Raw genomic sequence first — 22,431 nt, forward strand, 5'->3', positions numbered from 1 at the left:
GGTCGATTTTGGGGCAAACTTCCGGTTTTTCCGCACTTGGCCAAGGCACGCCCATGACTCCCGCTTCGTCAGTCGATGAAAACAGCTTCCGCAAACTCCTGAGCCGCAACGTGGCTTTGCCGTTGGGTGTGGGCGTGCTCAGCGCGGTGTTTTTCGTGTGCCTGATCACCTATCTGTTGTCGGTGATCCAGTGGGTGGAACACACGGACCGGGTGATCAATAACCTTAATGAGACCGCAAAACTGACGGTGGATCAGGAAACCGGCATGCGCGGGTTCCTGATTACCGGCGACGAGCATTTCCTCGACCCCTACGAGGTGGCCAAGCCGCGGATCATTTCCGATCTGCGCAATTTGCAGTCGTTGGTCGCGGATAACCCCCAGCAAGTGGATCGTCTCAAGCGCCTGGAGTCATTGCAGCTGGAGTGGAACAACTACGCCCAGACGATGATCGACATGCAACGGCAAAACGGCGACTACCGTGGCGCGGTGAAGGCCGGGCGGGGTAAGCGTCTGACCGACGAGATCCGCAAGGAATACGACGCAGCGATTGCCATGGAGCAGCAGTTCCGGCTCGAGCGTAATAAGGACGTGACCCGCACCACGGTATTCAGCGTGGCGGTTTACTTGCTGTTCGTGTTGGGCTTGAGCGGCTTCCTGGCCTATGTCGGAAGGAAGAATCTATTAGCTCTTTCAGACAGTTACAGTGCCAACCTGGCCTCGCAGATGAAGATTGCCAAGCGCCTGGAACAGCAGGCCTGGCTGCGCAACGGCCAGACCGAGCTGGCCGAACAGGTGCTTGGCCAACTGACCCTGAACCTGCTGGGGCGCAATATCCTGCAGTTCTGTGCCCAATACATGGGCTCGGTGGTGGCCGCGCTGTATGTGCGCGAGGAGCACGGTGGCCTCAAGCGCGTGGCGACGTATGGCTTCTCCCGTGAGCAGGAGCAGCAGGAGCAGGCGATCTACCGCGACGAGGGCATCGTCGGCCAGGCTGCCCAGCAGCATCGCTTGATTCGCCTGGATGATGTGCCGGTGGACTACTTCAAGGTCAGTTCCGGCCTGGGCGATGGCGCACCGCGCAGCGTGCTGGTGGTGCCGACCAGCGATGATGATCGGGTCAACGGGGTGATCGAGCTGGGCTTTCTGCGCGCACTGGACGAGCGCGATGTGGAGCTGCTGGAGCTGATCGCCGGCAATATCGGCACGTCCATCGAGGCGGCGCGCTATCGCCAGCGCCTGCAGGAAGTACTGGCCGAGACCCAGCAGCTCAATGAAGAGCTGCAAGTGCAGCAGGAAGAGCTCAAGACCGCCAACGAGGAGCTGGAAGAGCAGTCGCGCATCCTCAAGGAGTCCCAGGCCCACCTGGAAACCCAGCAGGCCGAGCTGGAACAGACCAACGAACAGTTGGCCGATCAGACCCAGATCCTCGCCGACCAGCGCGACGCCATGGACCGCAAGAACGTCGAGCTCAATCGCGTACAGGTCGAGCTGGAGGAGCGCGCCGATGAGTTGCAGCGCTCGAGCAAGTACAAGTCCGAGTTCCTGGCCAATATGTCCCATGAGCTGCGTACGCCGCTCAACAGCTCGCTGATCCTGGCCAAGTTGCTGGCGGAGAACTCCGAGGAAAACCTCAGCGCCGAACAGGTCAAGTTTGCCGAGTCGATCTACTCGGCGGGTAACGACCTGCTCAACCTGATCAACGACATCCTGGATATCGCCAAGGTCGAGGCCGGCAAGCTCGATATGCGCCCCGAAAACACCAGCGTGGCGCGCCTGGCCGAGGGCTTGCGCGGGATGTTCGAGCCGTTGGCCAGCGACCGCAAGCTGGGTTTCCAGGTGGAGGTCCAGGCCGGCGCGCCACTGATGCTGTTCACTGACCGCCAGCGCCTGGAGCAGATCCTCAAGAACCTGCTGTCCAATGCGGTCAAGTTCACCGAGAAGGGCCAGGTCAGCCTGACCATTTCCCGCCAGCCGGGGGAGGGCATTGCCTTTACCGTGCGCGACTCCGGGATCGGCATCGCCCTGGACCAGCAGGAAAGCATCTTCGAGGCGTTCCGCCAGGCTGATGGCACCACCAACCGTCGTTATGGCGGTACGGGCCTGGGGCTGTCGATTTCCCGTGACCTGGCCACCTTGCTTGGCGGCTATATCAATGTCACCAGTGAGCCGGGCCAGGGCAGTATCTTCACCCTGGTGCTGCCGGAGCAGTATGTGGAGCGCGACGAAGACGCGCCGGCTATCGAGCAGTCGCGGGCCGTGACGGTTGCCCCGGCACCCGTGGCGCCAGTGAAAATTTCGCCGCTGCCGGTGGCAGACGAAGCATTGATCCCGCGTTTTGCCGACGACCGCGAGCTGGCACCGTTCGCCACCCGTTGCATCCTGGTAGTGGAGGACGAGCCGAACTTTGCACGGATCCTCTTCGACCTGGCCCATGAACTGGGCTACCACTGCCTGGTGGCCCATGGTGCGGACGAGGGCTACAACCTCGCCGAGCAGTACCTGCCCGACGCGATCCTGCTGGACATGCGCCTGCCGGACCACTCCGGGCTCACCGTGCTGCAACGCCTCAAGGAGCACGCCGAGACCCGCCACATCCCGGTGCATGTGATTTCCGTGGAGGATCGCGTGGAGGCCGCCATGCATATGGGCGCCATCGGCTATGCCGTCAAGCCCACCACCCGCGAAGAGCTCAAGGACGTGTTTGCACGCCTGGAGGCCAAGCTGACGCAGAAGGTCAAACGCATCCTGCTGGTGGAAGACGACGACTTGCAGCGCGAGAGCATCGCCCGCCTGATCGGCGATGAAGACATTGAAATCACCGCCGTCGGCTTCGCCCAGGAAGCATTGGACCTGCTGCGCAGCACGGTCTACGACTGCATGATCATCGACCTCAAGCTGCCGGACATGCTCGGTAACGAGTTGCTCAAGCGCATGGCCACCGAGGATATCTGTTCGTTCCCGCCGGTGATCGTCTACACCGGGCGCAACCTGACCCGGGACGAAGAGGCGGAGCTGCGCAAGTATTCGCGCTCGATCATCATCAAGGGCGCACGTTCACCTGAACGGTTGCTGGATGAAGTGACACTCTTTTTGCACAAAGTCGAATCCCAGCTGTCCCAGGAGCGGCAGAAGATGCTCAAGACCGCCCGCAGTCGCGACAAGGTCTTCGAGGGGCGCAAGGTGCTGCTGGTGGACGACGATGTACGCAACATCTTCGCCCTCACCAGCGCCCTGGAGCACAAGGGCGCGATTGTGGTCATTGGCCGTAACGGCCGTGAGGCCATCGAGAGACTCAATGAGGTCGAGGACATCGACCTGGTGTTGATGGACGTGATGATGCCGGAGATGGACGGCTACGAAGCCACCGCCCTGATCCGCCAGGATCCGCGCTGGCGCAAGCTGCCGATCATCGCGGTGACGGCCAAGGCGATGAAAGACGACCAGGAACGCTGCCTCGCGGCGGGCTCCAACGATTACCTGGCCAAGCCCATTGACCTGGACCGCCTGTTCTCGCTGATCCGGGTGTGGTTGCCCAAGATGGAACGCATTTAAGTGGAAATACACTAAGTGGATCGAAGTACTGATATTGAACTGCGCTTGCTGATCGAGGCGATTTACCTCAAGTACAGCTATGACTTTCGCGACTACTCAGGGGCTTCGGTCAAGCGCCGTGTGGCCCATGCCTTGCGCCAGTTCGACTGCAAGACCATTTCGGCCTTGCAGGAGCGGGTGTTGCACGATCCCACGGCCTTTATGCAGTTGCTGCAGTTCCTGACCATTCCGGTCAGCGAGATGTTTCGTGATCCGTCGCACTTCCTGGCCATTCGCCAGGAAGTGGTGCCACTGCTCAAGACCTATCCGTCGATCAAGATCTGGATCGCCGGTTGCAGCACGGGGGAGGAGGTGTACTCCATGGCCATCCTGCTGCGTGAGGAGGGGCTGCTTGAACGCACGATCATCTATGCCACTGATATCAACCCCAGCTCCCTGGAAAAGGCCAAGCAGGGGATCTTCTCCCTGGAGAGTGTGCGAGCCTATACCCACAACTACCAGCAGGCGGGCGGGCAGCGGTCGTTTGCCGATTACTACACGGCGGCCTACGATTACGCAATCTTCGACAAGACTCTGCGCGAGAACGTAACGTTCGCCGACCACAGCCTGGCGACGGATAGCGTATTCTCAGAAACACAATTAATTTCATGTCGTAACGTGCTGATTTATTTCAATAAAAAGTTGCAGGATAGGGCCTTTGGATTGTTTCATGAGTCGCTGTGTCATCGTGGCTTCCTGGTGCTGGGCAGTAAGGAAACCCTGGACTTCTCCGCCTACAGCAAACAGTTCGAACCCCTGGTCAAGCAAGAACGGATCTACCGCAAATCATGAATGAAGCAGCTGCCAGCCCGGCCTTGGTGTCGGGTGTCCAAGCCATTGTCGTTGGCGCTTCCGCTGGCGGGGTCGAGGCGTTGCTGAGTGTTTTCGGGGCCTTGGCGCCAGGGTTCAACCTACCGATCATCGCCGTGCTGCACTTGCCGGATGAACGTCGCAGCCAGTTGGCAGAAGTCTTTGATCGGCGTCTGGCAATACCGGTAGTAGAAGCCCGGGACAAGGAAACGATCCAGCCCGGCACCCTGTATTTTGCCAGCCCCGGCTACCACCTGTCGGTGGAGCATGACCACAGCCTGTCCTTGAGCCAGGAAGAGCGCGTGCATCACTCCCGCCCGGCCATTGATTATCTGTTCGAGTCGGCCGCCGACGCCTATGGCCCGAACCTGCTGGCGATCCTGCTGACTGGCGCCAACCAGGATGGCGCGCGCGGCCTGGCCCAGGTCAAGCAGCGCGGCGGTACCACCGTCATCCAGGACCCCGCGGAGGCCCGGGTGGCCGTAATGCCCATGGCGGCCCTGGCGCTGCATACCCCTGACCATATTCTCACCTTGAGCCGCATTGGCGATTTGCTGGCTTCCCTGGAACCCTCCCCATGCTAAGTACTATCCAGGCCAAACTGCTGATCGTCGACGATCTGCCGGAAAACCTGCTGGCCCTTGAAGCGCTGATCAAGCGCGAGGACCGTCATGTCTACAAGGCATTGAGTGCCGACGAAGCTTTGTCGCTGCTGTTGGAGCACGAGTTCGCCATGGCCATTCTCGACGTGCAGATGCCCGGCATGAATGGCTTCGAACTGGCCGAAATGATGCGCGGCACCGAAAAGACCAAGAACATTCCCATCGTGTTTGTCAGCGCCGCCGGTCGTGAGCTCAACTACGCCTTCAAAGGCTATGAGAGCGGTGCGGTGGACTTCCTGCACAAGCCGCTGGACATCCATGCGGTCAAGAGCAAGGTCAATGTGTTCGTCGACCTGTATCGCCAGAGCAAGGCCATGAAGCTGCAGGTCGAAGCCCTGGAGCACAGTCGCCGCGAGCAGGAACTGTTGCTCAACCGCCTGCAGGCGACCCAGGCGGAACTGGAGCAGGCGGTGCGCATGCGCGATGACTTCATGTCGATCGTCGCCCACGAGGTGCGCACGCCCCTCAACGGCCTGATCCTGGAAACCCAGCTGCGCAAGATGCACCTGGCTCGGGACAACGCCGCCGCCTTTACCCTGGACAAGATGCACGCCATGGTCGACCGCGATGAGCGGCAGATCCAGAGCCTGATCCGCTTGATCGAAGACATGCTCGACGTCTCGCGGATCCGCACCGGCAAATTGTCGATCCGCCCGGGGCATTTCGACCTGGCGCAGTTGGTGCGCAACCTGCTGGAGAACTTTGCCCCACAAGTGGCAGCGGCCGAGTCGTCGGTGCAACTGGATGCGCCGCAGCCGGTGGAGGGCAAGTGGGATGAGTTTCGTATTGAGCAGGTGGTCTCCAACTTGCTGACCAATGCCCTGCGCTACGGCGCCAAGAGCCCGGTGACGGTGCGGGTGTACGCCGAACATGACGAGGCCAGGGTGGAAGTACGGGATCACGGCATCGGCATCAGCGAAGACAATCAGAAGCGGATTTTCCAGCAGTTCGAGCGGGTGTCCGCCAACCATGCGGTGGCAGGGCTGGGCCTGGGGCTGTTTATCTCTGAGCAGATCGTTGCGGCCCACGGCGGCACGATTGAAGTCGAGAGCCGGATAGGCGAGGGCGCATTGTTCCGTGTGTGCCTGCCTTTGGCGGGCGCGGCGTGAAATCAATCGTCAGCCAGACGCAACCTCTGCGTGACCCAAGGGTCGTATCAGCAGCAATTGACCGGACAAAGGCTTCCCATGAGTGAAGATGCGCAAGATGTTGTACTGATCGTCGAGGACGACGAGTCGATCATGTTCGTATTGGGCGAGTACCTTTCGGGCCTGGGGTACCGGGTACTGAAGGCCATCAACGGCGAGCAGGCCTTTGAAATCCTCGCTTCCAAGCCCCACCTGGACTTGATGGTGACTGACTATCGCCTGCCTGGCGGAATTTCCGGGGTGCAGATTGCCGAGCCCGCGATCAAGCTGCGGCCGGAGCTGAAGGTGATCTTTATCAGTGGTTATCCGCAGGAGATCCTCGACTGCAATAGCCCGATTACGCGCAATGCACCGATCCTGGCCAAGCCGTTTGACCTGGATACGTTGCAGGAGCATATCCAACGGTTGTTGGCGTGAAGTAAAAAACCAGCACTGGCTTGCCGATAATCAGCATGCAGTCGTCTTCACCAAGGCCCGCGTGCTACGCGCACCTGCTGCCTGATCGCTGTGCGATGCGGGAGCCTGGCTCCCGCTGTGCTCATCCGTGTCACGTCGCAATCATCTCCCGCACCTTCGCCGTCAGCAGGTCGAAGGTAAAGGGCTTGGTGATCAACTGCATGCCCGGATCCAGGAACCCCCCGCGCACCGCCGCATGCTCGGCATACCCGGTAATGAATAACACCTTCAAGTCCGGGCGAATCTGCCTGCCGATCTCTGCCAACTGGCGACCGTTCATCCCCGGCAACCCTACATCACTGATCAATAGATCAATGCGCTGGCTGGATTCGATAATCGGTAGCGCACTGTCAGCATCCGCGGCTTCGACAAAGGCATAGCCCAGCTCACTCAGCACCTGGCTCACCAGCACCCGTACCGCCGGGTCATCCTCGACGATCAGCACGGTTTCACCGGCGTTGGCGAATGGCGGCAGGGTCGAGTCGAGGGGGACATCGGCGGTGACTTCACCGACAAAGCGCGGCAGGAACAGGCTCACCGTGGTGCCTTTGCCGACCTCGCTGTGGAGGATCACATGGCCATGGGACTGGCGGGCGAAGCCGTAGATCATCGACAAACCCAGGCCGGTGCCCTGGCCGATGGGCTTGGTGGTGAAGAAGGGGTCAAAGGCTCGGCTGATCACGTTTTCCGGCATGCCGCAGCCGGTGTCACTGACACTCAGCTCCACGTAGTCGCCGGGGGTTAAAGTGCCGTAGGCGGCGGTAAACACGTTGTCGAGGTGGCGATTACGGGTTTCCACCACCAGCCGGCCACCATCAGGCATCGCGTCCCGGGCATTCAGGGCCAGGTTGAGCAGGGCGCTTTCCAGTTGATTGGGGTCGGCTTCGGCGGTCCACAGCTGCCCGCTCAACTGCATGTCGAGCACGATGCTTTCATTGAGGCTGCGTTGCAGCAGTTCGCCCATGGAGGTCACCAGTTGGTTGATCTCCACCGGCTTGGAATCCAGCGACTGGCGGCGGGAAAACGCCAGCAGGCGGTGGGTCAGGCCGGCGGCGCGGTTGGCCGAGGTCACACCCAGGTCGATCAGGCTGTCGAGGTCATCCAGGCGGCCCCGGGCCAGGCGCCGGCGCAGCAGCTCCAGGCTGCCGATAATCCCGGTGAGCATGTTATTGAAGTCGTGGGCGATGCCGCCGGTCAATTGGCCGACGGCTTCCATTTTTTGTGACTGGCGCAAGGCTTCTTCGTTGCTGCGCAATTGCGCAGTGCGTTCTTCGACTTGTTGTTCAAGGGTTTCCAGGGTGCTTTGCAGGCGCAGTTCGCTCTGGCTCAGGTCGATCAGGCGGTCGCGGGCTTCGTACTGTCGTCGCCGCCCGCGCAGGGCGGTGGTCACCAGACTGATCAGGGTCACCGGGTGAAACGGCCGCTCCAGCAAGGTGATGTTGCCCAGCCTGGCGCTCAAGTGCGATGAGGCGTTCTGTTCGGTGCCACCATGGTGGGTCAGCAGTACGATGGGCAGGTCCGACCAGGCCGGCTGCTGCTGCAGATACTCCAGCAGCGGCTCCAGCCCGACCCCATGCAACGCTTCGGCGGCGATGATCAGCAGGCCCGCGCCTTGTTCCAGTTCATCGCAGAGCGATGACAGGTTGGGGGTTGCAATACCGCTGAAACCTGCTTCGTTGAGCATCATCAGCGCCAGCGTGCTGTCCCGTCCCAAGGGCGCGAGAATGATCGCGCGCTCGGAAATGGCCGGCAGGCTGCTCACAAGCGCTCATCCTTGAGCAGCGGGTTGCCGGCACCCATGTAGGTGGGGACGCCGCGCAGCACGCCCTGGAAGGCTTCCAGGGGTTCGCCGATGGTCATGCCCTGGCTGCCGATGCGGTATTCGCGAATGGTCGACTCATGGCTGCCGGTGCGTTTCTTGATGATGGAAATGGCCCGTCGTACCTTGCCCAGGGCTTCGAAGTAGCGCAGCAGGATCACGGTGTCGGCCAGATAGGTGATATCCACCGGCGCTTGCATGTCGCCGACCAACCCGTGCTGGGCCACGGTCATGAAGGTCGCTGCGCCCCGGCGGTTGAGGTACAGCAACAGCTCGTGCATGTGCAGCACCAGGGCGTTTTCCTCGGGCATGGCCGCCTGGTAACCGTTGATGCTGTCGATAACCACGGTCTTGATCTGGCGCTCATCCACGCAGCGCCGTACCCGGTGGGAAAATTCGCCGGGCGACAGCTCGGCGGCGTCCACCTGCTCGATCAGCAGATTGCCGGTGGCTTGTAGGGCGGCCAGGTCGATGCCTATGTTGTTCATGCGGTCGAACAACAGGCCCAGCTCTTCATCGAAAATAAACAGGGCGGCTTTTTCGCCACGGGCCACCGCGGCGGCGGCGAAGATCATCGAGATCAGCGACTTGCCGGTACCGGCAGGGCCGAGGATCAGGGTGCTGGAGCCGGTCTCGATACCGCCGCCCAGCAGCGCATCCAGCTCGCGAATGCTGCTGGTCAGGGTCTGCCGGTTGTAGCCACCGCGGTGCTCGGCGGCCACCAGACGCGGGAACACATGCACACCGTCTTGCATAATGGTGAAATCGTGGAAGCCGCCGCGATACTTCTGGCCCCGGTACTTCACCACCCGGACCCGGCGTCGTTCCGCGCCGTAGTTGGGGGTCAGTTCTTCCAGGCGGATCACCCCGTGGGCCACGCTGTGCACGGTCTTATCCAGGGATTCGGTGGTCAGGTCATCCAGCAGCAGCACGGTGGCGTCGTAGCGCACGAAGTAGTGCTTGATCGCCAGGATCTGCCGGCGATAGCGCAACGAGCTTTGCGCCAGCAGGCGGATTTCCGAGAGGCTGTCGATCACCACGCGGGTCGGCTTGACCCGTTCCACCACCTCGAAAATCTGCCGGGTAGCCTCGCCCAGCTCCAGGTCGGAGGAGTACAGCAGGCTTTGCTGATGCTCGGCATTGAGCAGGCTTTCGGGTGGGGTCAGTTCAAAGATATGGATATGTTCATCCAGCTCCCAACCGTGGGACTGGGCGCCCTGGCGCAGCTCGCGCTCGGTTTCCGACAGGGTGATATACAGCGATCGTTCCCCGGCCTTGGCCCCGGCCTGGAGAAAATGCAGGGCCACGGTGGTCTTGCCGGTGCCGGGCTCACCTTCGAGCAGGAACAGATGGCTACGCGATAGCCCCCCGGAAAGAATGTCATCAAGACCTTCAATGCCGGTGGCCGCCTTTGCTGTGAACAGCTCTTTGGATGTAGACAAGAAGTGCCCTCGGGTCACGTATAAGTTGAGCGGCGTGCCGGCTAAGGCGCGCCATATTCACTTGACCGTGGGGCTGTGGGGCGGTTCAACGTTTTCTCGTTTTTGTGCAGGCCAATCCACAGTTTTCAATGCCTGCAGCGCTTCAAAGGCCCTGCTGCAGCGCGGGATCGTCCGGGTTTTGCTGCTCCAGTTGGGCCAGCAGTACCTGCACGTTCTGCAACTGGCCGCTTTCCTTCCAGTAGTTGATCAACAGCACCCGTGCCTTGCGGTTGGCGGGATGGCGCTGGACGATTTCTTCCAGCTGGCGCTGGGCGGCTTCCAGTTCCTCCTGGTCATGCAAGGTGGTGGCCAGGTCGTAGCGGTAATCCTGATTGTCGGGCTCCAGCTCCACCGCCTTGGACAGGCCCAGCAGTGCGTATTCCCGTTCGCCATGGTGCAGCAGCCACATGCCCAGGGCGTGTTGCAGATAGGCTGACTCGGGGTGGGCTTGCAGTTGGGTGGCGAGGATCTGGCGCGAGTCATCGACCTTGCCCTGTTTATCCAGCAACTCGATGCGTGAAACCACCGCCGGCAGGTTGTCCGGGTCCAGGCGCAGCGCCTGCTCCAGGGCATGTTGGGCCTCGGGCAACAGGGCACTGTGGATGTACAGGCGCGCCAGTTGGATCCAGCCATCAGGGCTTTCGGGCTGGGCCTTGAGGTACTTTACATACTCATCCAGCACGAGCTGCAAGGGGCCGAAATACAGGCCCAGGGTGTCGGGCGACAGGCCCAGCAGGGCGTTGGCGGCGGCAAATCGCACGCTTTGCTCGTCATCGTCGAGCAACGGGCCCAGCAACAGGGTGCGCTGGCCGCTAGGCACCAGGCCGACAATGCTGGCAATGGCTGCCTGGCGCACCAGGGGGGATGGGTGGCTCAAGTCCTTGTCCGCCAGCTTCAAGGCCTGGGGGCTTGGGTAGTTGTGCAATTCGCTGTGCAGGGCGGCGCGGCGCACGTCGGACAGGTCTGGGCGCCCCAGTTGCTGATAGAGCACGCGCGCGGCGCCGGGCTCGCCGTTATGCGCTTTTTTCAGGGCTTTGGAGTAACCGTGGGCAACAGCCGGCGGCACGGACACGCTCGGGCTGCGGGAGAAATACCAAAAAACCAGTACCACCAATAACAGGGCGCTCAGGCCGATGATCGCGTAACGGCGTGACTTTGACATGCAGGCGTCCGAAAGCTGGGCAGCTAGTGCAAAGCGCTCAGCTTCGGTCAGACACCGGCGAGTGTCAAACCCGCGTCACGTCAGCACATAGTCCACGGGCTCCAGGGGCGCTGGCAGGGCAGTTTCGCCCAGGGCGGCGAGGATCTCCCGTTCCAGGGTGCGCACGATGGCATTGCACGGCAGGTCGTTCTCGTCGAAACCGAAGGGGTCCTCCAGGTCATCGCCGATTTCATCCAGGCCAAAGAAGGTGTAGCTGACGATGGCGGTGAAAATCGGTGTCAGCCAACCCAGGGGCTCGGCCATGGCAAAGGGCAGCAGGATGCAGAACAGATAGATGGTGCGGTGCAGCAGCAAGGTGTAGGGGAAGGGCAGCGGTGTGCTCTTGATCCGTTCGCACGCCGCCTGGACTTGGCTGAGCCCCACCAGGCGGGTTTCCAGCTGGGTGTAGCGCCAGTCGCTGATCCGTCCCTGTTGCGCGGCATCCGAGCAGTGGGCGCCGAAGGTTTGCAGGATCCGGTCCGGCAGGTTCGGGTGGCCGGACTCGACATTGACCCACGGCTGGGTGGCACGGGCCTCGTCTTCCAGGCGCAGGCGCGCCACCAGGCCATGGGCAAAACCACACAGGCCGCGCAACAGGCCCTCGCGTTCGCCTGGCTGGGTAAAAACCTGGGTTTCGCGGATCAGCGAGCGGATTTCAATGACCATCTGCCCCAGTTGCTTGCGGCCTTCCCACCAGCGGTCGTAGCAGGCGTTGTTGCGAAAACTCATGAAAATCGACAGCGACAGCCCGAGCAGGGTGAACGGCGTGGCGTTGACCTTGGAGAAGTAGGCCGGGTGCAGCGTTTCCACCAGCACGATCACCGAGGCCAGCAGGGTCACCAGCAGGCTGCGCAGGGCAATACGCTTGGCAATCGAACCCTTGAGGGAGAACAGGATGCCGAATAGGTTGGGTTTGGGGCGAACAATCATCGAGGGGCTTCTTCGTGGCGCAGGCCCTCAGATTAGAAGCCGGCGGGCGGGGCGTCCAATCGCTTGCGTTGACCGGCTGATTGTTGGCCTCTATGACGCAACGGTTTGGTCCAAGGCGCCATTGGCCAAACCAGTCAGCCATATTGAAAGCTTTGACCATTGTCCCTGCGCCGCTCTGGCGCCACTATTTCCCCCGATTCAACCCCGCAAAAGCACGCCCCCCAAAACAACAAAAGACACAGGGATTTGCCACGATGCGCGATTATTTGGCTGCTACCACCCAGTTCAACTACCAGCAAACCGTCGAGGCCGCACTGGCCGGCCACTTGCAGGCGCTCAACGCCTGCGTCGAATGCTGCGACCGGCACGCGTTGCCGGGGCGCATTGCGTTGTTTTGGGAGGGTAAGGATGGCCGCAGCGCCACCGTGACCTTCAGCGAATTGCAGGATCAGGCGGCGCGCTTGGCCAACTTCCTCCTGGCCCAGGGCGTCAAGCGTGGCGACAAGGTCGCCGGCCTGTTGCCACGCACTGCCGAATTGCTGGTGACGGTGCTCGCCACCTGGCGCATCGGCGCGGTCTATCAACCGCTGTTCACGGCCTTTGGCCCCAAGGCCATCGAGCATCGCCTGAACAGCTCCGGCGCGGCGCTGGTGGTGACCGACGCGGTCAACCGCAGCAAGCTTGCCGAAGTCGCTGACTGCCCGACAATCGTCACCGTGGCCGGCGCCAAGGGCGAAGGCATTGTGCGCGGCGATTTCAGCTTCTGGGCCGAGTTGCCCAACTATTCGAATGTGTGCGAACCGGTACTGCTGGGCGCCGATGATCCATTCCTGCTGATGTTCACCTCTGGCACCACCGGCCCGTCGAAAGCCCTGGCCGTGCCGCTCAAGGCCCTGGTTGCGTTCCAGAGTTATACCCGCGACGCCGTGGACCTGCGCCCCGAAGACGCGTTCTGGAACGTCGCCGACCCGGGCTGGGCCTATGGCATCTATTTCGGTGTGACCGGGCCGTTGTCCATGGGCCATCCGATCACCTTCTACGATGGCCCGTTCACCCTGGAAAGCACCTGCCGGGTCATCAACAAATACGGGATCACCAACCTGACCGGTTCGCCCACGGCCTACCGCCTGCTGATCGCCGGCGGCGAGCAGTTCGCGCGCTCGATCAAGGGCCGGTTGCGCATTGTCAGCAGCGCCGGCGAGCCGCTGAACCCGGAAGTGATCCGCTGGTTCGCCGATAACCTGGGCGTGACCATCCACGACCATTACGGCCAGACCGAACTGGGCATGGTCCTGTGCAACCACCACGGACTGGAACACCCGGTGCATGTCGGCTCCGCCGGCTTTGCCTCGCCGGGGCACCGCATCGTGGTACTGGACGACAACCACCACGAACTGCCCGCCGGCCAGCCCGGCATCCTGGCGATCGACCGCGAGCAGTCACCGATGTGCTGGTTCGCCGGCTATGAAGGGGTCAAGACCAAGGCCTTCGTCGGCAAGTACTACTTGAGCGGCGACACCGTGGAATTGAACCCCGATGGCAGCATCAGTTTTGTCGGGCGCAGCGACGATGTGATCACGACGTCTGGCTACCGGGTAGGACCGTTCGATGTGGAAAGCGCCTTGGTCGAGCACCCGGCGGTGATCGAAGCCGCCGTGGTCGGCAAGCCGGACGCCGAGCGCACCGAACTGGTCAAGGCTTTTGTGGTGATCAACAGCCAGTACCGCGCCGACGCCGCGTTGGCCGAGGAACTGCGCCTGCATGTGCGCAAGCGCCTGGCGGCCCACGCCTACCCACGGGAAATCGAATTTGTCAGCGACTTGCCCAAGACCCCGAGCGGCAAGCTGCAGCGGTTTATTTTGCGTAACCAGGAAATCGCCAAGGTCCAGGCAGCGACCACGGCTTGATCCCCTTTTAAGGAAACAACGATGCAGATTGAAAACAAGGTATTTATGGTCAGCGGCGGCGCTTCGGGCCTCGGCGCGGCTACCGCCGAAATGCTGGTGGCCGCAGGCGCCAAGGTGATGCTGGTGGACCTGAATGCCGACGCCGTGGCGGCCCAGGCTGCAAAACTGGGTGCGCAGGCGCGCAGTGTGGTCGCGGATATCAGCCAGGAAGCGGCCGCCGAAGCTGCGGTACAGGCCACGGTGGCGGCGTTTGGCGCCCTGCATGGCCTGGTCAACTGCGCGGGCGTGGTGCGTGGCGAGAAAATCCTCGGCAAGAATGGGCCCCATGCCCTGGCCAGCTTTGCCCAGGTGATCAACGTCAACCTGGTCGGCAGCTTCAACCTGCTGCGCCTGGCCGCAGCGGCGATTGCCGAAACCACGGCGGATGCCGACGGTGAGCGCGGGGTGATCATCAACACCGCTTCGGTGGCGGCCTTCGACGGGCAGATCGGCCAGGCCGCCTACGCGGCGTCCAAGGGCGCGATTGCCAGCCTGACCCTGCCGGCCGCCCGTGAACTGGCGCGCTTCGGCATCCGCGTGATGACCATCGCCCCGGGCATCTTTGAAACACCGATGATGGCCGGCATGACCCCGGAGGTTCGTGACTCCCTGGCGGCCGGCGTGCCGTTCCCGCCACGCCTGGGCAAACCGGCCGAATACGCCGCGCTGGCCCGGCATATCATTGAAAACAGCATGCTCAATGGCGAGGTGATCCGTCTTGACGGGGCCTTGCGCATGGCGGCCAAGTAAGGAGGATTTGTCATGACTCAGCTTCACGATCCGATTGTTATTGTCAGCGCCGTACGCACGCCCATGGGCGGCTTCCAGGGCGACCTCAAGGGCCTGACCGCGCCGCAACTGGGCGCCGCCGCGATTCGTGCGGCTGTCGAGCGCGCCGGTATCGCCCACGACGCCGTGGATGAAGTGCTGTTCGGTTGCGTGCTGCCCGCCGGTCTCGGCCAGGCCCCGGCACGCCAGGCCGCGCTGGGTGCCGGCCTGGATAAATCGACACGTTGCACCACCCTCAACAAAATGTGCGGTTCGGGCATGGAGGCGGCGATTCTCGCCCATGACTCGCTGCTGGCCGGCAGCGTGCAGGTGGTGATCGCCGGCGGCATGGAAAGCATGTCCAATGCCCCGTACCTGCTGGATCGGGCCCGTAGCGGCTACCGCATGGGCCATGGCCGGGTGCTTGACCATATGTTCCTCGACGGCCTCGAAGACGCCTATGACAAGGGCCGCCTGATGGGCACCTTTGCCGAGGATTGCGCCGAGGCCAATGGCTTTACTCGCGAAACCCAGGATGCGTTTGCCATTGCCTCGCTGACCCGCGCCCAGCAGGCGATCAGTGCCGGGCGTTTCAGCGCCGAGATCGTCCCGGTGCAGGTCACCGTGGGCAAGGAACAAAAGACCATCACCGATGACGAGCAGCCGCCCAAGGCGCGCCTGGACAAGATCGCCACCTTGAAGCCGGCGTTCCGCGAAGGCGGCACGGTGACGGCGGCCAACTCCAGCTCGATCTCCGACGGCGCGGCGGCCTTGCTGATGATGCGCCAGTCCGAAGCGCAGAAGCGTGGGCTCAAGCCTCTGGCAGTGATCCACGGCCATGCGGCCTTTGCCGATGAGCCGGGGCTGTTCCCGGTGGCGCCGGTGGGGGCGATTCGCAAGCTGATGAGCAAGACCGGCTGGGACCTGGGCGATGTCGACCTGTTCGAGATCAACGAAGCCTTTGCCGTGGTCAGCCTGGTGACCATGAGCAAGCTGGAAATCCCCCACGACAAGGTCAACGTCCACGGTGGCGCGTGTGCCCTGGGGCATCCGATTGGCGCATCCGGCGCGCGGATCCTCGTGACCCTGCTTTCAGCGCTGCGCCAGCGGGGCCTCAAGCGCGGCGTTGCAGCCATCTGCATCGGCGGCGGTGAAGCCACCGCCATGGCCGTCGAATGCCTGGATTAAGGAATTTTTATGTTGCCCAATGACGAACAACTGCAAATCAGCGACGCGGCCCGGCAATTCGCCCAGGAGCGGCTCAAACCGTTCGCTGCCGAGTGGGACCGCGAGCATCGCTTCCCCAGGGAGGCTATCGCTGAGATGGCCGAGCTGGGTTTTTTCGGCATGCTCGTGCCGGAACAGTGGGGCGGCTGCGACACCGGCTACCTGGCCTATGCAATGGCCCTGGAAGAGGTCGCTGCCGGTGATGGCGCCTGCTCGACCATCATGAGCGTGCACAACTCGGTGGGCTGCGTGCCCATTCTCAAGTTCGGCAATGACCTGCAGAAAGAACAATTCCTCAAGCCCCTGGCCAGCGGCGCAATGCTCGGTGCGTTTGCCTTGACCGAACCCCAGGCCGGGTCCGATGCCAGCAGCCTGAAAACCCGCGCGCGTCTTGAGGGCGATCATTACGTGCTCAATGGCTGCAAGCAGTTCATCACCTCCGGGCAGAACGCCGGGGTGGTGATTGTATTTGCCGTGACCGATCCTGCGGCCGGCAAGCGTGGGATCAGCGCGTTTATCGTGCCCACTGACTCGCCGGGCTACACCGTCGCGCGGGTCGAGGACAAGCTGGGCCAGCATGCGTCCGACACCTGTCAGATTCTGTTTGAGGATGTGAAGGTGCCGGTCGCCAACCGCCTGGGCGAGGAGGGCGAAGGCTACAAAATCGCCCTGGCCAACCTGGAGGGCGGTCGCGTGGGTATTGCCGCGCAATCGGTGGGCATGGCCCGTGCGGCGTTCGAAGCTGCCCGGGATTACGCCCGTGAGCGGGAAAGCTTCGGCAAACCGCTGATCGAGCACCAGGCTGTAGCGTTTCGCCTGGCGGACATGGCCACCCAGATCGCTGTGGCCCGGCAGATGGTGCACTACGCGGCGGCCCTGCGCGACAGCGGCAAGCCTGCGCTGGTGGAGGCGTCCATGGCCAAGCTGTTTGCCTCGGAAATGGCCGAGAAAGTCTGTTCTGCCGCCTTGCAAACCCTGGGTGGATACGGTTACCTGAGCGACTTCCCGTTGGAGCGGATCTACCGTGATGTGCGGGTCTGCCAGATTTATGAAGGCACCAGTGATATTCAGCGCATGGTCATTTCGCGCAATCTTTGAAGAGGAACGGATCAATGAGTTATGAAACCATTTTGCTCGACGTTCAAGGCCGTGTCGGGCTGATTACCCTCAATCGCCCCCAGGCGCTGAATGCCTTGAACGCGCAATTGGTCAGCGAAGTGAACCAGGCCCTGGACAGCCTGGAAGCCAATCCCGACATCGGTTGCATCGTGTTGACCGGCTCGAAGAAAGCCTTTGCCGCTGGCGCCGACATCAAGGAAATGGCCGAGCTGACCTACCCGCAGATCTACCTCGACGATCTGTTCAGCGACAGCGACCGTGTGGCCAACCGCCGCAAGCCGATCATCGCGGCGGTCAATGGTTTTGCCCTGGGGGGCGGCTGTGAGCTGGCGTTGATGTGCGATTTTATCCTGGCCGGTGACACGGCCAAGTTCGGCCAGCCGGAAGTCAACCTCGGCGTCCTGCCGGGCATGGGTGGCACCCAGCGCCTGACCCGTGCGGTGGGCAAGGCCAAGGCCATGGAGATGTGCCTGACCGGGCGTTTTATCGACGCCGTGGAGGCCGAGCGTTGCGGCATCGTGGCGCGGATTGTGCCGGCGGACGAACTGCTGGACGAGGCGCTCAAGGTTGCGGCGCTGATCGCCAGCAAATCGGTGCCGATCAGCATGATGGTCAAGGAAAGCGTGAACCGCGCCTTTGAAGTCAGCCTGTCGGAAGGCGTGCGCTTTGAGCGCCGGGTGTTCCACGCCGCCTTCGCGACCCAGGATCAGAAGGAAGGCATGGCCGCGTTCGTGGCCAAGCGTGCGCCGCAGTTCAAGGACCAATAAGCCCCTGACCAACTGCCCCGTGGCGAGCGGGCTAGCCCGCGTTGGGCTGCGTAGCAGCCCTAAAATCCGGCCCCGCGTGTTCAACTGAAGCAATGCGCTGGGTGTATTGGGGCTGCTACGCAGCCCAGCGCGGGCAAGCCCGCTCGCCACAACCGTTGCGCTGGCAAGGCAAATAGGGTCATGCCAAAGCGCTTTATCGCCTGTAACATGAGGCCCTGATACGCTCTAGATACAATTTTCAGGTTTCAGGAACCCGTCATGACCCAGAAGCAACGCTTGATTTACTCGATTCTGATTTCCCTGGTCGTCCTCGGCACGATGTTTGGCCTGTCCTATTTGCAGAACATCGGCGCCATCAGTGAGAAGACGTTCCAGTACATCGCCATTGCCGTGGCGGTGATTGTGGTGGTGATCAACGGCATCATGCGCCGCAAGGTCAAGCCCAACCTGTAAGTCAGGCGCTGGCAGCCAGGACCTTGGCAGCCTCTTCATGGAGGCTGTAGCTTTTGTCGCTGTTGAGGGTGATCACGCCCTCGCTGCACAGGCGCTTGAGCACCTCGCGCACACTGAGAAACGACAGCGGGATGCCCAGTTCCAGCAAGTGGCTGTGCACACCCCGTACACCCAGCGAGCGGCCGTTCTCGGCGGCGGTGAGCAGGGCGTCGATGACTTTCAGCCGGATCAGGCTGGTACGCAACCCAAAACACTTGAGCAGATGCCGGATGCGTTGGTTGCCTTGATGCTCGGGGGCCTTGCCGAAGGCTGGGTTACTTGCGCCGAAAGCGGCGTCGTGTGCCATAAAATGTCCGTCCGTGGGCAGTTGCGGGTTGTGCATGCAAAAACTCCTTATCAGAGCCTGATCAGGAAAACGATGGTGCTCTCTAGTTAATAAGACGTATGAGCCACGCAAATCATGAAGTCCAAGCCGGATAAATTTTCTCGGTCTCACGTCTGTCACCTTCCTGGCGCCGGTAAATAAGGCGCGCGCTGCCTAAATTTCTGCGGATTTCTACGTCTTTATCCATGGGCTGGTGTTGGCGAGTCGGCCCCGCCTTGGGCGTTCAATTTGGCTTGATGATGGGGTCTGCGTGATTATTTCCAACGGGTTGTCCAGGGTTTGCGTGGCGGGTGTGTTGCTGGGGGTGAGCCTGTGTGCGACGGCCCGCCAGGTGAGCGACGTGCAGGCGGGCACACTGAGCGCCGATATCCGCCGCACCGGGTTTGGTGTCCCGCATATCCGCGCCAACGATGAGCGCGGCCTGGGCTATGGCATCGGCTATGCCTACGCGCAGGACAACCTGTGCCTGCTGGCCAACGAAGTGGTCACGGTCAATGGCCAGCGCGCCCGCTACTTCGGGTGCCGAGCAGGCGACCCTGGAAGAGCGCAACAACCTGACCAGCGATGTGTTCTTTACCTGGCTCAATACGCCCGAAGCAGTGACGGCTTTCTGGAAGGCACAGACCCCGCAGATGCAGCAGCGTCTTGCCGGCTATGCGGCGGGTTACAACCGCTACATGCAAGAGCGCGGGGCCAAGGACCGACCGATGCAGTGCCAGGGCGCCCTGGGTGCGGCCGATCACGACCGATGACCTGGTCAAGCTGACCCGCCGATTGCTGGTGGAAGGTGGTGTCGGGCAATTCGCCGAGGCCTTGGCGGGGGCGACGCCACCCCAGCCAGGCGTGGCGGTGCAGAGCGATGTGCGAGCGTTTGAGGTCGCCACCTTGAAGCAGCAACGCTTTGCCCTGGAGCGCGGCAGCAACGCGGTGGCGGTGGGTAGCGAGCGCTCGTTCAACGGGCGCGGCATGTTACTGGCCAACCCGCATTTCCCGTGGATCGGCGGCATGCGTTTTTATCAGATGCACCTGACCATTCCTGGTCAGCTGGACGTAATGGGCGCCGCCTTGCCGGGCCTGCCGGTGGTCAATATCGGCTTCAACCAGCATGTGGCCTGGACCCATACGGTGGACACATCCAAGCATTTCACCCTGTATCGCCTGACCCTGGACCCGAAGGACCCGACCCGCTATTTGCTCGACGGCAAGTCGATCCCCCTGCAGAAAACCCAGGTAACGGTACAGGTCAAGGGCGCCGAGGCCCACACCCAAACGGTCTACAGTTCGCAGTTCGGGCCGGTGGTGCAATGGCCGGGCAAGCTCGACTGGAACGGGCAATACGCTTTCAGCCTGCGCGACGCCAACCTGGGCAATGACCGCGTGCTGCAGCAGTGGTACGCGATGAACCAGGCCCGCAGCCTCAAGGACTTGCAAGCCTCGGTACACCGCCTGCAAGGGATTCCCTGGGTCAACACCCTGGCGGCGGACGATCAGGGGCAGAGCCTGTATATGAACCTGTCGGTGGTGCCGAACGTCAGTGCAAAAAAACTCGAACAATGCAGCGACCCGCGTGCCGGTCTGCAGATGATCATGCTTGACGGTGCCCACAGTGCCTGCGCCTGGGATATCGACCCGCGCGCCGCCCAGCCGGGGATCTTTGCCGCTGATCAACTGCCGCAGCTGGCGCGCCGGGACTACGTGCAGCACTCCAACGACTCGGCCTGGATGGCCAACCCCAAGGCCCCGCTGGCCGGCTTTTCGCCGGTGGTCAGCCAGGATCACATTGCCTTGGGCGCACGTTCGCGTTTTGCCTTGCAGCGCTTGCAGGACCTGGACACACAGCCGATCACCGTCGCCGATTTGCAACACATGGTGCTGGATAACCAGGTGTACCTGGCTGGGCAGGTGATGCCGGATCTGCTCAAGTTCTGCGCGCAACAGACGGATGCCGCCCTGAAAACCCTGTGTACCCGCCTCAAGGACTGGGACCAGAAGGCCAACCTCGACAGCGGCCTGGGCCTGGTGCATTTCTTCCAGGTCATGGAGCACCTGCAGCAAGTGCCGCAGGTGTGGCGCGTTGCGTTTGACCCGGACCACCCACAAACCACCCCGCGCGGGTTGCTCATCGAGCAGCCGGAGGTGGCCAAGGCGTTGCGTGAGGCAATGCTGGCGTCAATGGCGCAGGTGAGTGAATCGGGGTTGAAAGAAGGCACTCGTTGGGGCGATATCCAGGTCTCGGGCAGCACTCCGATGCACGGTGGCCCACAGGAACTGGGGATCTACAACGCCATGCAAAGCGTGCCGAGGGCCGATGGCAAGCGTGAGGTGGTCAGCGGCAGCAGTTACTTGCAGATCGTCACCTTCGACGACCAGGGGCCGAAAGCGGAAGGCGTGTTGGCGTTCTCACTGTCCAGCGATCCGGCGTCGCCGTACTTCAAGGACCAGACCCAGGCGTTTTCCGCGAAAAAGCTCAGCCCGTTGCCGTTTACCGAACAGCAGATCAAGGCTGACCCACAGTATCAACGGCAACTGATCCACGAGTAGGGGCTTTATTGGTCGAGCAGGTGTGCCACGGCGGCAAACGCCTGGTCATGGCGTGCCTGCCAATCCCCGCCAATCACCTTGTACGGTTGCTGATGCTGCTCCAGCCAGTCGCGGCTGGCCTGGAAGAAGGCCAGGCGGTCGGCCAGGTCCGGCTGGCAGCGTTGACCGTCGGCGGTCCAGCCAATGCCTTCGGGCGACAGCAACAGGTGCAGGTCGTAATGGCGGGCCAGCAGTGCCTCGTCGAGCCACGCGGGGGCATCGCCAAACAGCGTCAGGCTCCACAGCTTGTTGGTCAGCAGGTGAGTATCGAGGATCAGCAGTTGCGGCTGCCGGGCACGGCCGGCATCTTCCCAGGCCAGTTGGCCACGGGCGATGTCCGGGATGTCGGCGAGGGTCGTATCACGCTGGTAGTGGTCGATGAAATAGCGCACATACTCGCCCACCAGCACCGCACCGAAATGCGCCTGCAACTGCTCGGCCAGCCAGCTTTTACCGCTGGACTCGGGGCCTGCCATCACCAGCACCTTCATGTGCGCAACGCCGGATCGGCGCGCCATTCGCGCCAGCCTTGTACGGCAATCACTGTGAACAGGGCATAGAGCGCGGCCGTCAGGTACAGCCCCTTGTAGACAAACAGGCCGACAAAAATCACATCGACCACAATCCACAGTGCCCAGCATTGCACGCGTTTTTGCGCCATCCACATCTGCGCCACCAGGCTGAAGCCGGTCAGGGCGGCGTCCAGCCAGGGTTGTGCAGCATCGGTCCAGTGTGCCATGGCGGCGCCCAGCAACAGGCTGCCGACTGCGCCAACCGTCAGGCTCAGGAGGATCGCCTGGCTGCCAAGACTGCTGACCTGGCGCCCTTGCTTGACCTCGCCGGCGCGAGTCCATTGCCACCAACCGTAGACCTGCAGGCCGGCATACACCACTTGCAGCAGCATGTCGGAATACAGCTTCACCTCGAAGAACACCCAGGTGTACAGCAGCACCATGACCAGGCCGATCGGCCAGCACCACGGGTTCTGCTTGACCGTCAACCAGACGGCAATCACCCCCAGCGCGGCGGCAAACAGTTCAAGCCCGGACATGGGATTCCTTGGAAGAGTCGAAGAGGAGGGCGATT

Annotated in this window: 18 protein-coding genes and 1 pseudogene; 12 read left to right on the forward strand and 7 right to left on the reverse strand. The window is 62.2% G+C overall.

Annotated elements, in window-relative coordinates; genetic code table 11:
- Positions 1-53 precede the first annotated feature (53 nt).
- The 5 genes from PSH80_RS12095 (at position 54) to PSH80_RS12115 (ending at position 6,630) form a co-directional block, all read left to right on the forward strand.
- Complete coding sequence (locus PSH80_RS12095) at positions 54-3,554, forward strand: response regulator (RefSeq protein ID WP_057959763.1); 3,501 nt, start codon at positions 54-56, stop codon at positions 3,552-3,554.
- A 15-nt stretch (positions 3,555-3,569) separates the two neighbouring features.
- Entirely contained in the window at positions 3,570-4,385 is an 816-nt protein-coding gene (locus PSH80_RS12100; RefSeq protein WP_057440081.1) for a protein-glutamate O-methyltransferase CheR, read from the forward strand.
- A complete protein-coding gene (locus tag PSH80_RS12105; protein WP_057959762.1) occupies positions 4,382-4,987 on the forward strand; it encodes a chemotaxis protein CheB in 606 nt (201 codons plus the stop codon). Before PSH80_RS12100 ends, PSH80_RS12105 begins: the two co-directional genes overlap by 4 nt.
- Positions 4,981-6,174 (forward strand): hybrid sensor histidine kinase/response regulator, encoded by a 1,194-nt coding sequence (locus PSH80_RS12110; RefSeq protein WP_057440083.1) that lies wholly within the window; start codon positions 4,981-4,983, stop codon positions 6,172-6,174. Before PSH80_RS12105 ends, PSH80_RS12110 begins: the two co-directional genes overlap by 7 nt.
- Positions 6,175-6,252: 78 nt before the next feature.
- On the forward strand, positions 6,253-6,630 hold the full coding sequence (locus PSH80_RS12115; protein ID WP_057440084.1) for a response regulator: 378 nt from the start codon (positions 6,253-6,255) through the stop codon (positions 6,628-6,630).
- Between the two features lie 130 nt (positions 6,631-6,760).
- Here the strand turns inward: PSH80_RS12115 and PSH80_RS12120 are convergent, their stop codons facing one another.
- The 4 genes from PSH80_RS12120 to PSH80_RS12135 all read right to left on the reverse strand — a co-directional run bounded on the left by PSH80_RS12120 (position 6,761) and on the right by PSH80_RS12135 (position 12,100).
- On the reverse strand, positions 6,761-8,431 hold the full coding sequence (locus PSH80_RS12120; RefSeq protein ID WP_305420341.1) for a response regulator: 1,671 nt from the start codon (positions 8,429-8,431) through the stop codon (positions 6,761-6,763).
- A complete protein-coding gene (locus PSH80_RS12125; protein ID WP_057959759.1) occupies positions 8,428-9,930 on the reverse strand; it encodes an ATPase domain-containing protein in 1,503 nt (500 codons plus the stop codon). Before PSH80_RS12125 ends, PSH80_RS12120 begins: the two co-directional genes overlap by 4 nt.
- A 142-nt stretch (positions 9,931-10,072) precedes the next feature.
- Entirely contained in the window at positions 10,073-11,131 is a 1,059-nt protein-coding gene (locus PSH80_RS12130) for a lipopolysaccharide assembly protein LapB (RefSeq protein WP_057959758.1), read from the reverse strand.
- A gap of 75 nt (positions 11,132-11,206) precedes the next feature.
- Complete coding sequence (locus PSH80_RS12135) at positions 11,207-12,100, reverse strand: bestrophin family protein (protein ID WP_305420344.1); 894 nt, start codon at positions 12,098-12,100, stop codon at positions 11,207-11,209.
- Positions 12,101-12,354: 254 nt separating this feature from the next.
- Between PSH80_RS12135 and PSH80_RS12140 the strand changes: the two genes are divergently transcribed.
- The 6 genes from PSH80_RS12140 (at position 12,355) to PSH80_RS12165 (ending at position 18,380) form a co-directional block, all read left to right on the forward strand.
- Positions 12,355-14,007, forward strand: coding sequence for an AMP-binding protein (locus tag PSH80_RS12140; protein ID WP_057959756.1), 1,653 nt, complete (start codon positions 12,355-12,357; stop codon positions 14,005-14,007).
- Between the two features lie 21 nt (positions 14,008-14,028).
- Positions 14,029-14,796, forward strand: a complete 768-nt coding sequence (locus tag PSH80_RS12145) for an SDR family NAD(P)-dependent oxidoreductase (RefSeq protein WP_057959755.1) — start codon at positions 14,029-14,031, stop codon at positions 14,794-14,796.
- Between the two features lie 12 nt (positions 14,797-14,808).
- The gene (locus PSH80_RS12150) at positions 14,809-16,002 is read left to right on the forward strand and encodes an acetyl-CoA C-acyltransferase (protein ID WP_057959754.1); all 1,194 of its coding nucleotides are present in this window, start codon (positions 14,809-14,811) and stop codon (positions 16,000-16,002) included.
- 9 nt (positions 16,003-16,011) lie between these two features.
- Positions 16,012-17,139: an acyl-CoA dehydrogenase gene (locus PSH80_RS12155; protein WP_057959753.1), complete on the forward strand. Its 1,128-nt coding sequence runs from the start codon at positions 16,012-16,014 to the stop codon at positions 17,137-17,139.
- 14 nt (positions 17,140-17,153) lie between these two features.
- The gene (locus tag PSH80_RS12160; RefSeq protein WP_115128145.1) at positions 17,154-17,927 is read left to right on the forward strand and encodes an enoyl-CoA hydratase; all 774 of its coding nucleotides are present in this window, start codon (positions 17,154-17,156) and stop codon (positions 17,925-17,927) included.
- Positions 17,928-18,185: 258 nt separating this feature from the next.
- On the forward strand, positions 18,186-18,380 hold the full coding sequence (locus PSH80_RS12165) for a hypothetical protein (RefSeq protein ID WP_057440092.1): 195 nt from the start codon (positions 18,186-18,188) through the stop codon (positions 18,378-18,380).
- Position 18,381: 1 nt separating this feature from the next.
- Here PSH80_RS12165 and PSH80_RS12170 read toward each other — a convergent pair whose 3' ends face one another.
- Positions 18,382-18,762, reverse strand: a complete 381-nt coding sequence (locus PSH80_RS12170) for a hypothetical protein (protein WP_057959751.1) — start codon at positions 18,760-18,762, stop codon at positions 18,382-18,384.
- Between the two features lie 253 nt (positions 18,763-19,015).
- Between PSH80_RS12170 and PSH80_RS12175 the strand changes: the two are divergent.
- Positions 19,016-21,306: pseudogene (locus PSH80_RS12175) on the forward strand (acylase).
- 5 nt (positions 21,307-21,311) lie between these two features.
- Here PSH80_RS12175 and PSH80_RS12180 read toward each other — a convergent pair.
- Together PSH80_RS12180 and pnuC are read right to left on the reverse strand one after the other, a co-directional pair.
- On the reverse strand, positions 21,312-21,836 hold the full coding sequence (locus tag PSH80_RS12180; protein WP_057959749.1) for an AAA family ATPase: 525 nt from the start codon (positions 21,834-21,836) through the stop codon (positions 21,312-21,314).
- A complete protein-coding gene (gene pnuC, locus PSH80_RS12185; RefSeq protein WP_057440095.1) occupies positions 21,833-22,396 on the reverse strand; it encodes a nicotinamide riboside transporter PnuC in 564 nt (187 codons plus the stop codon). The genes PSH80_RS12180 and pnuC overlap by 4 nt, the downstream gene beginning before the upstream one ends.
- Between the last annotated feature and the right edge of the window lie 35 nt (positions 22,397-22,431).

Origin of the sequence: Pseudomonas sp. FP818, from assembly GCF_030687335.1 — a bacterium.
GTDB lineage: Bacteria > Pseudomonadota > Gammaproteobacteria > Pseudomonadales > Pseudomonadaceae > Aquipseudomonas > Aquipseudomonas shahriarae.

Excerpts from the sequence above, each read along its gene's own strand:
- PSH80_RS12095 (WP_057959763.1), top strand. The coding sequence starts at position 54 with ATGACTCCCGCTTCGTCAGTCGATGAAAACAGCTTCCGCAAACTCCTG.
- PSH80_RS12105 (WP_057959762.1), top strand. The coding sequence starts at position 4,382 with ATGAATGAAGCAGCTGCCAGCCCGGCCTTGGTGTCGGGTGTCCAAGCC.
- PSH80_RS12110 (WP_057440083.1), top strand. The coding sequence starts at position 4,981 with ATGCTAAGTACTATCCAGGCCAAACTGCTGATCGTCGACGATCTGCCG.
- PSH80_RS12115 (WP_057440084.1), top strand. The coding sequence starts at position 6,253 with ATGAGTGAAGATGCGCAAGATGTTGTACTGATCGTCGAGGACGACGAG.
- PSH80_RS12130 (WP_057959758.1), bottom strand. The coding sequence starts at position 11,131 with ATGTCAAAGTCACGCCGTTACGCGATCATCGGCCTGAGCGCCCTGTTA.
- PSH80_RS12135 (WP_305420344.1), bottom strand. The coding sequence starts at position 12,100 with ATGATTGTTCGCCCCAAACCCAACCTATTCGGCATCCTGTTCTCCCTC.
- PSH80_RS12140 (WP_057959756.1), top strand. The coding sequence starts at position 12,355 with ATGCGCGATTATTTGGCTGCTACCACCCAGTTCAACTACCAGCAAACC.
- PSH80_RS12145 (WP_057959755.1), top strand. The coding sequence starts at position 14,029 with ATGCAGATTGAAAACAAGGTATTTATGGTCAGCGGCGGCGCTTCGGGC.
- PSH80_RS12150 (WP_057959754.1), top strand. The coding sequence starts at position 14,809 with ATGACTCAGCTTCACGATCCGATTGTTATTGTCAGCGCCGTACGCACG.
- PSH80_RS12155 (WP_057959753.1), top strand. The coding sequence starts at position 16,012 with ATGTTGCCCAATGACGAACAACTGCAAATCAGCGACGCGGCCCGGCAA.
- PSH80_RS12160 (WP_115128145.1), top strand. The coding sequence starts at position 17,154 with ATGAGTTATGAAACCATTTTGCTCGACGTTCAAGGCCGTGTCGGGCTG.
- PSH80_RS12165 (WP_057440092.1), top strand. The coding sequence starts at position 18,186 with ATGACCCAGAAGCAACGCTTGATTTACTCGATTCTGATTTCCCTGGTC.
- PSH80_RS12170 (WP_057959751.1), bottom strand. The coding sequence starts at position 18,762 with ATGCACAACCCGCAACTGCCCACGGACGGACATTTTATGGCACACGAC.
- PSH80_RS12180 (WP_057959749.1), bottom strand. The coding sequence starts at position 21,836 with ATGAAGGTGCTGGTGATGGCAGGCCCCGAGTCCAGCGGTAAAAGCTGG.
- pnuC (WP_057440095.1), bottom strand. The coding sequence starts at position 22,396 with ATGTCCGGGCTTGAACTGTTTGCCGCCGCGCTGGGGGTGATTGCCGTC.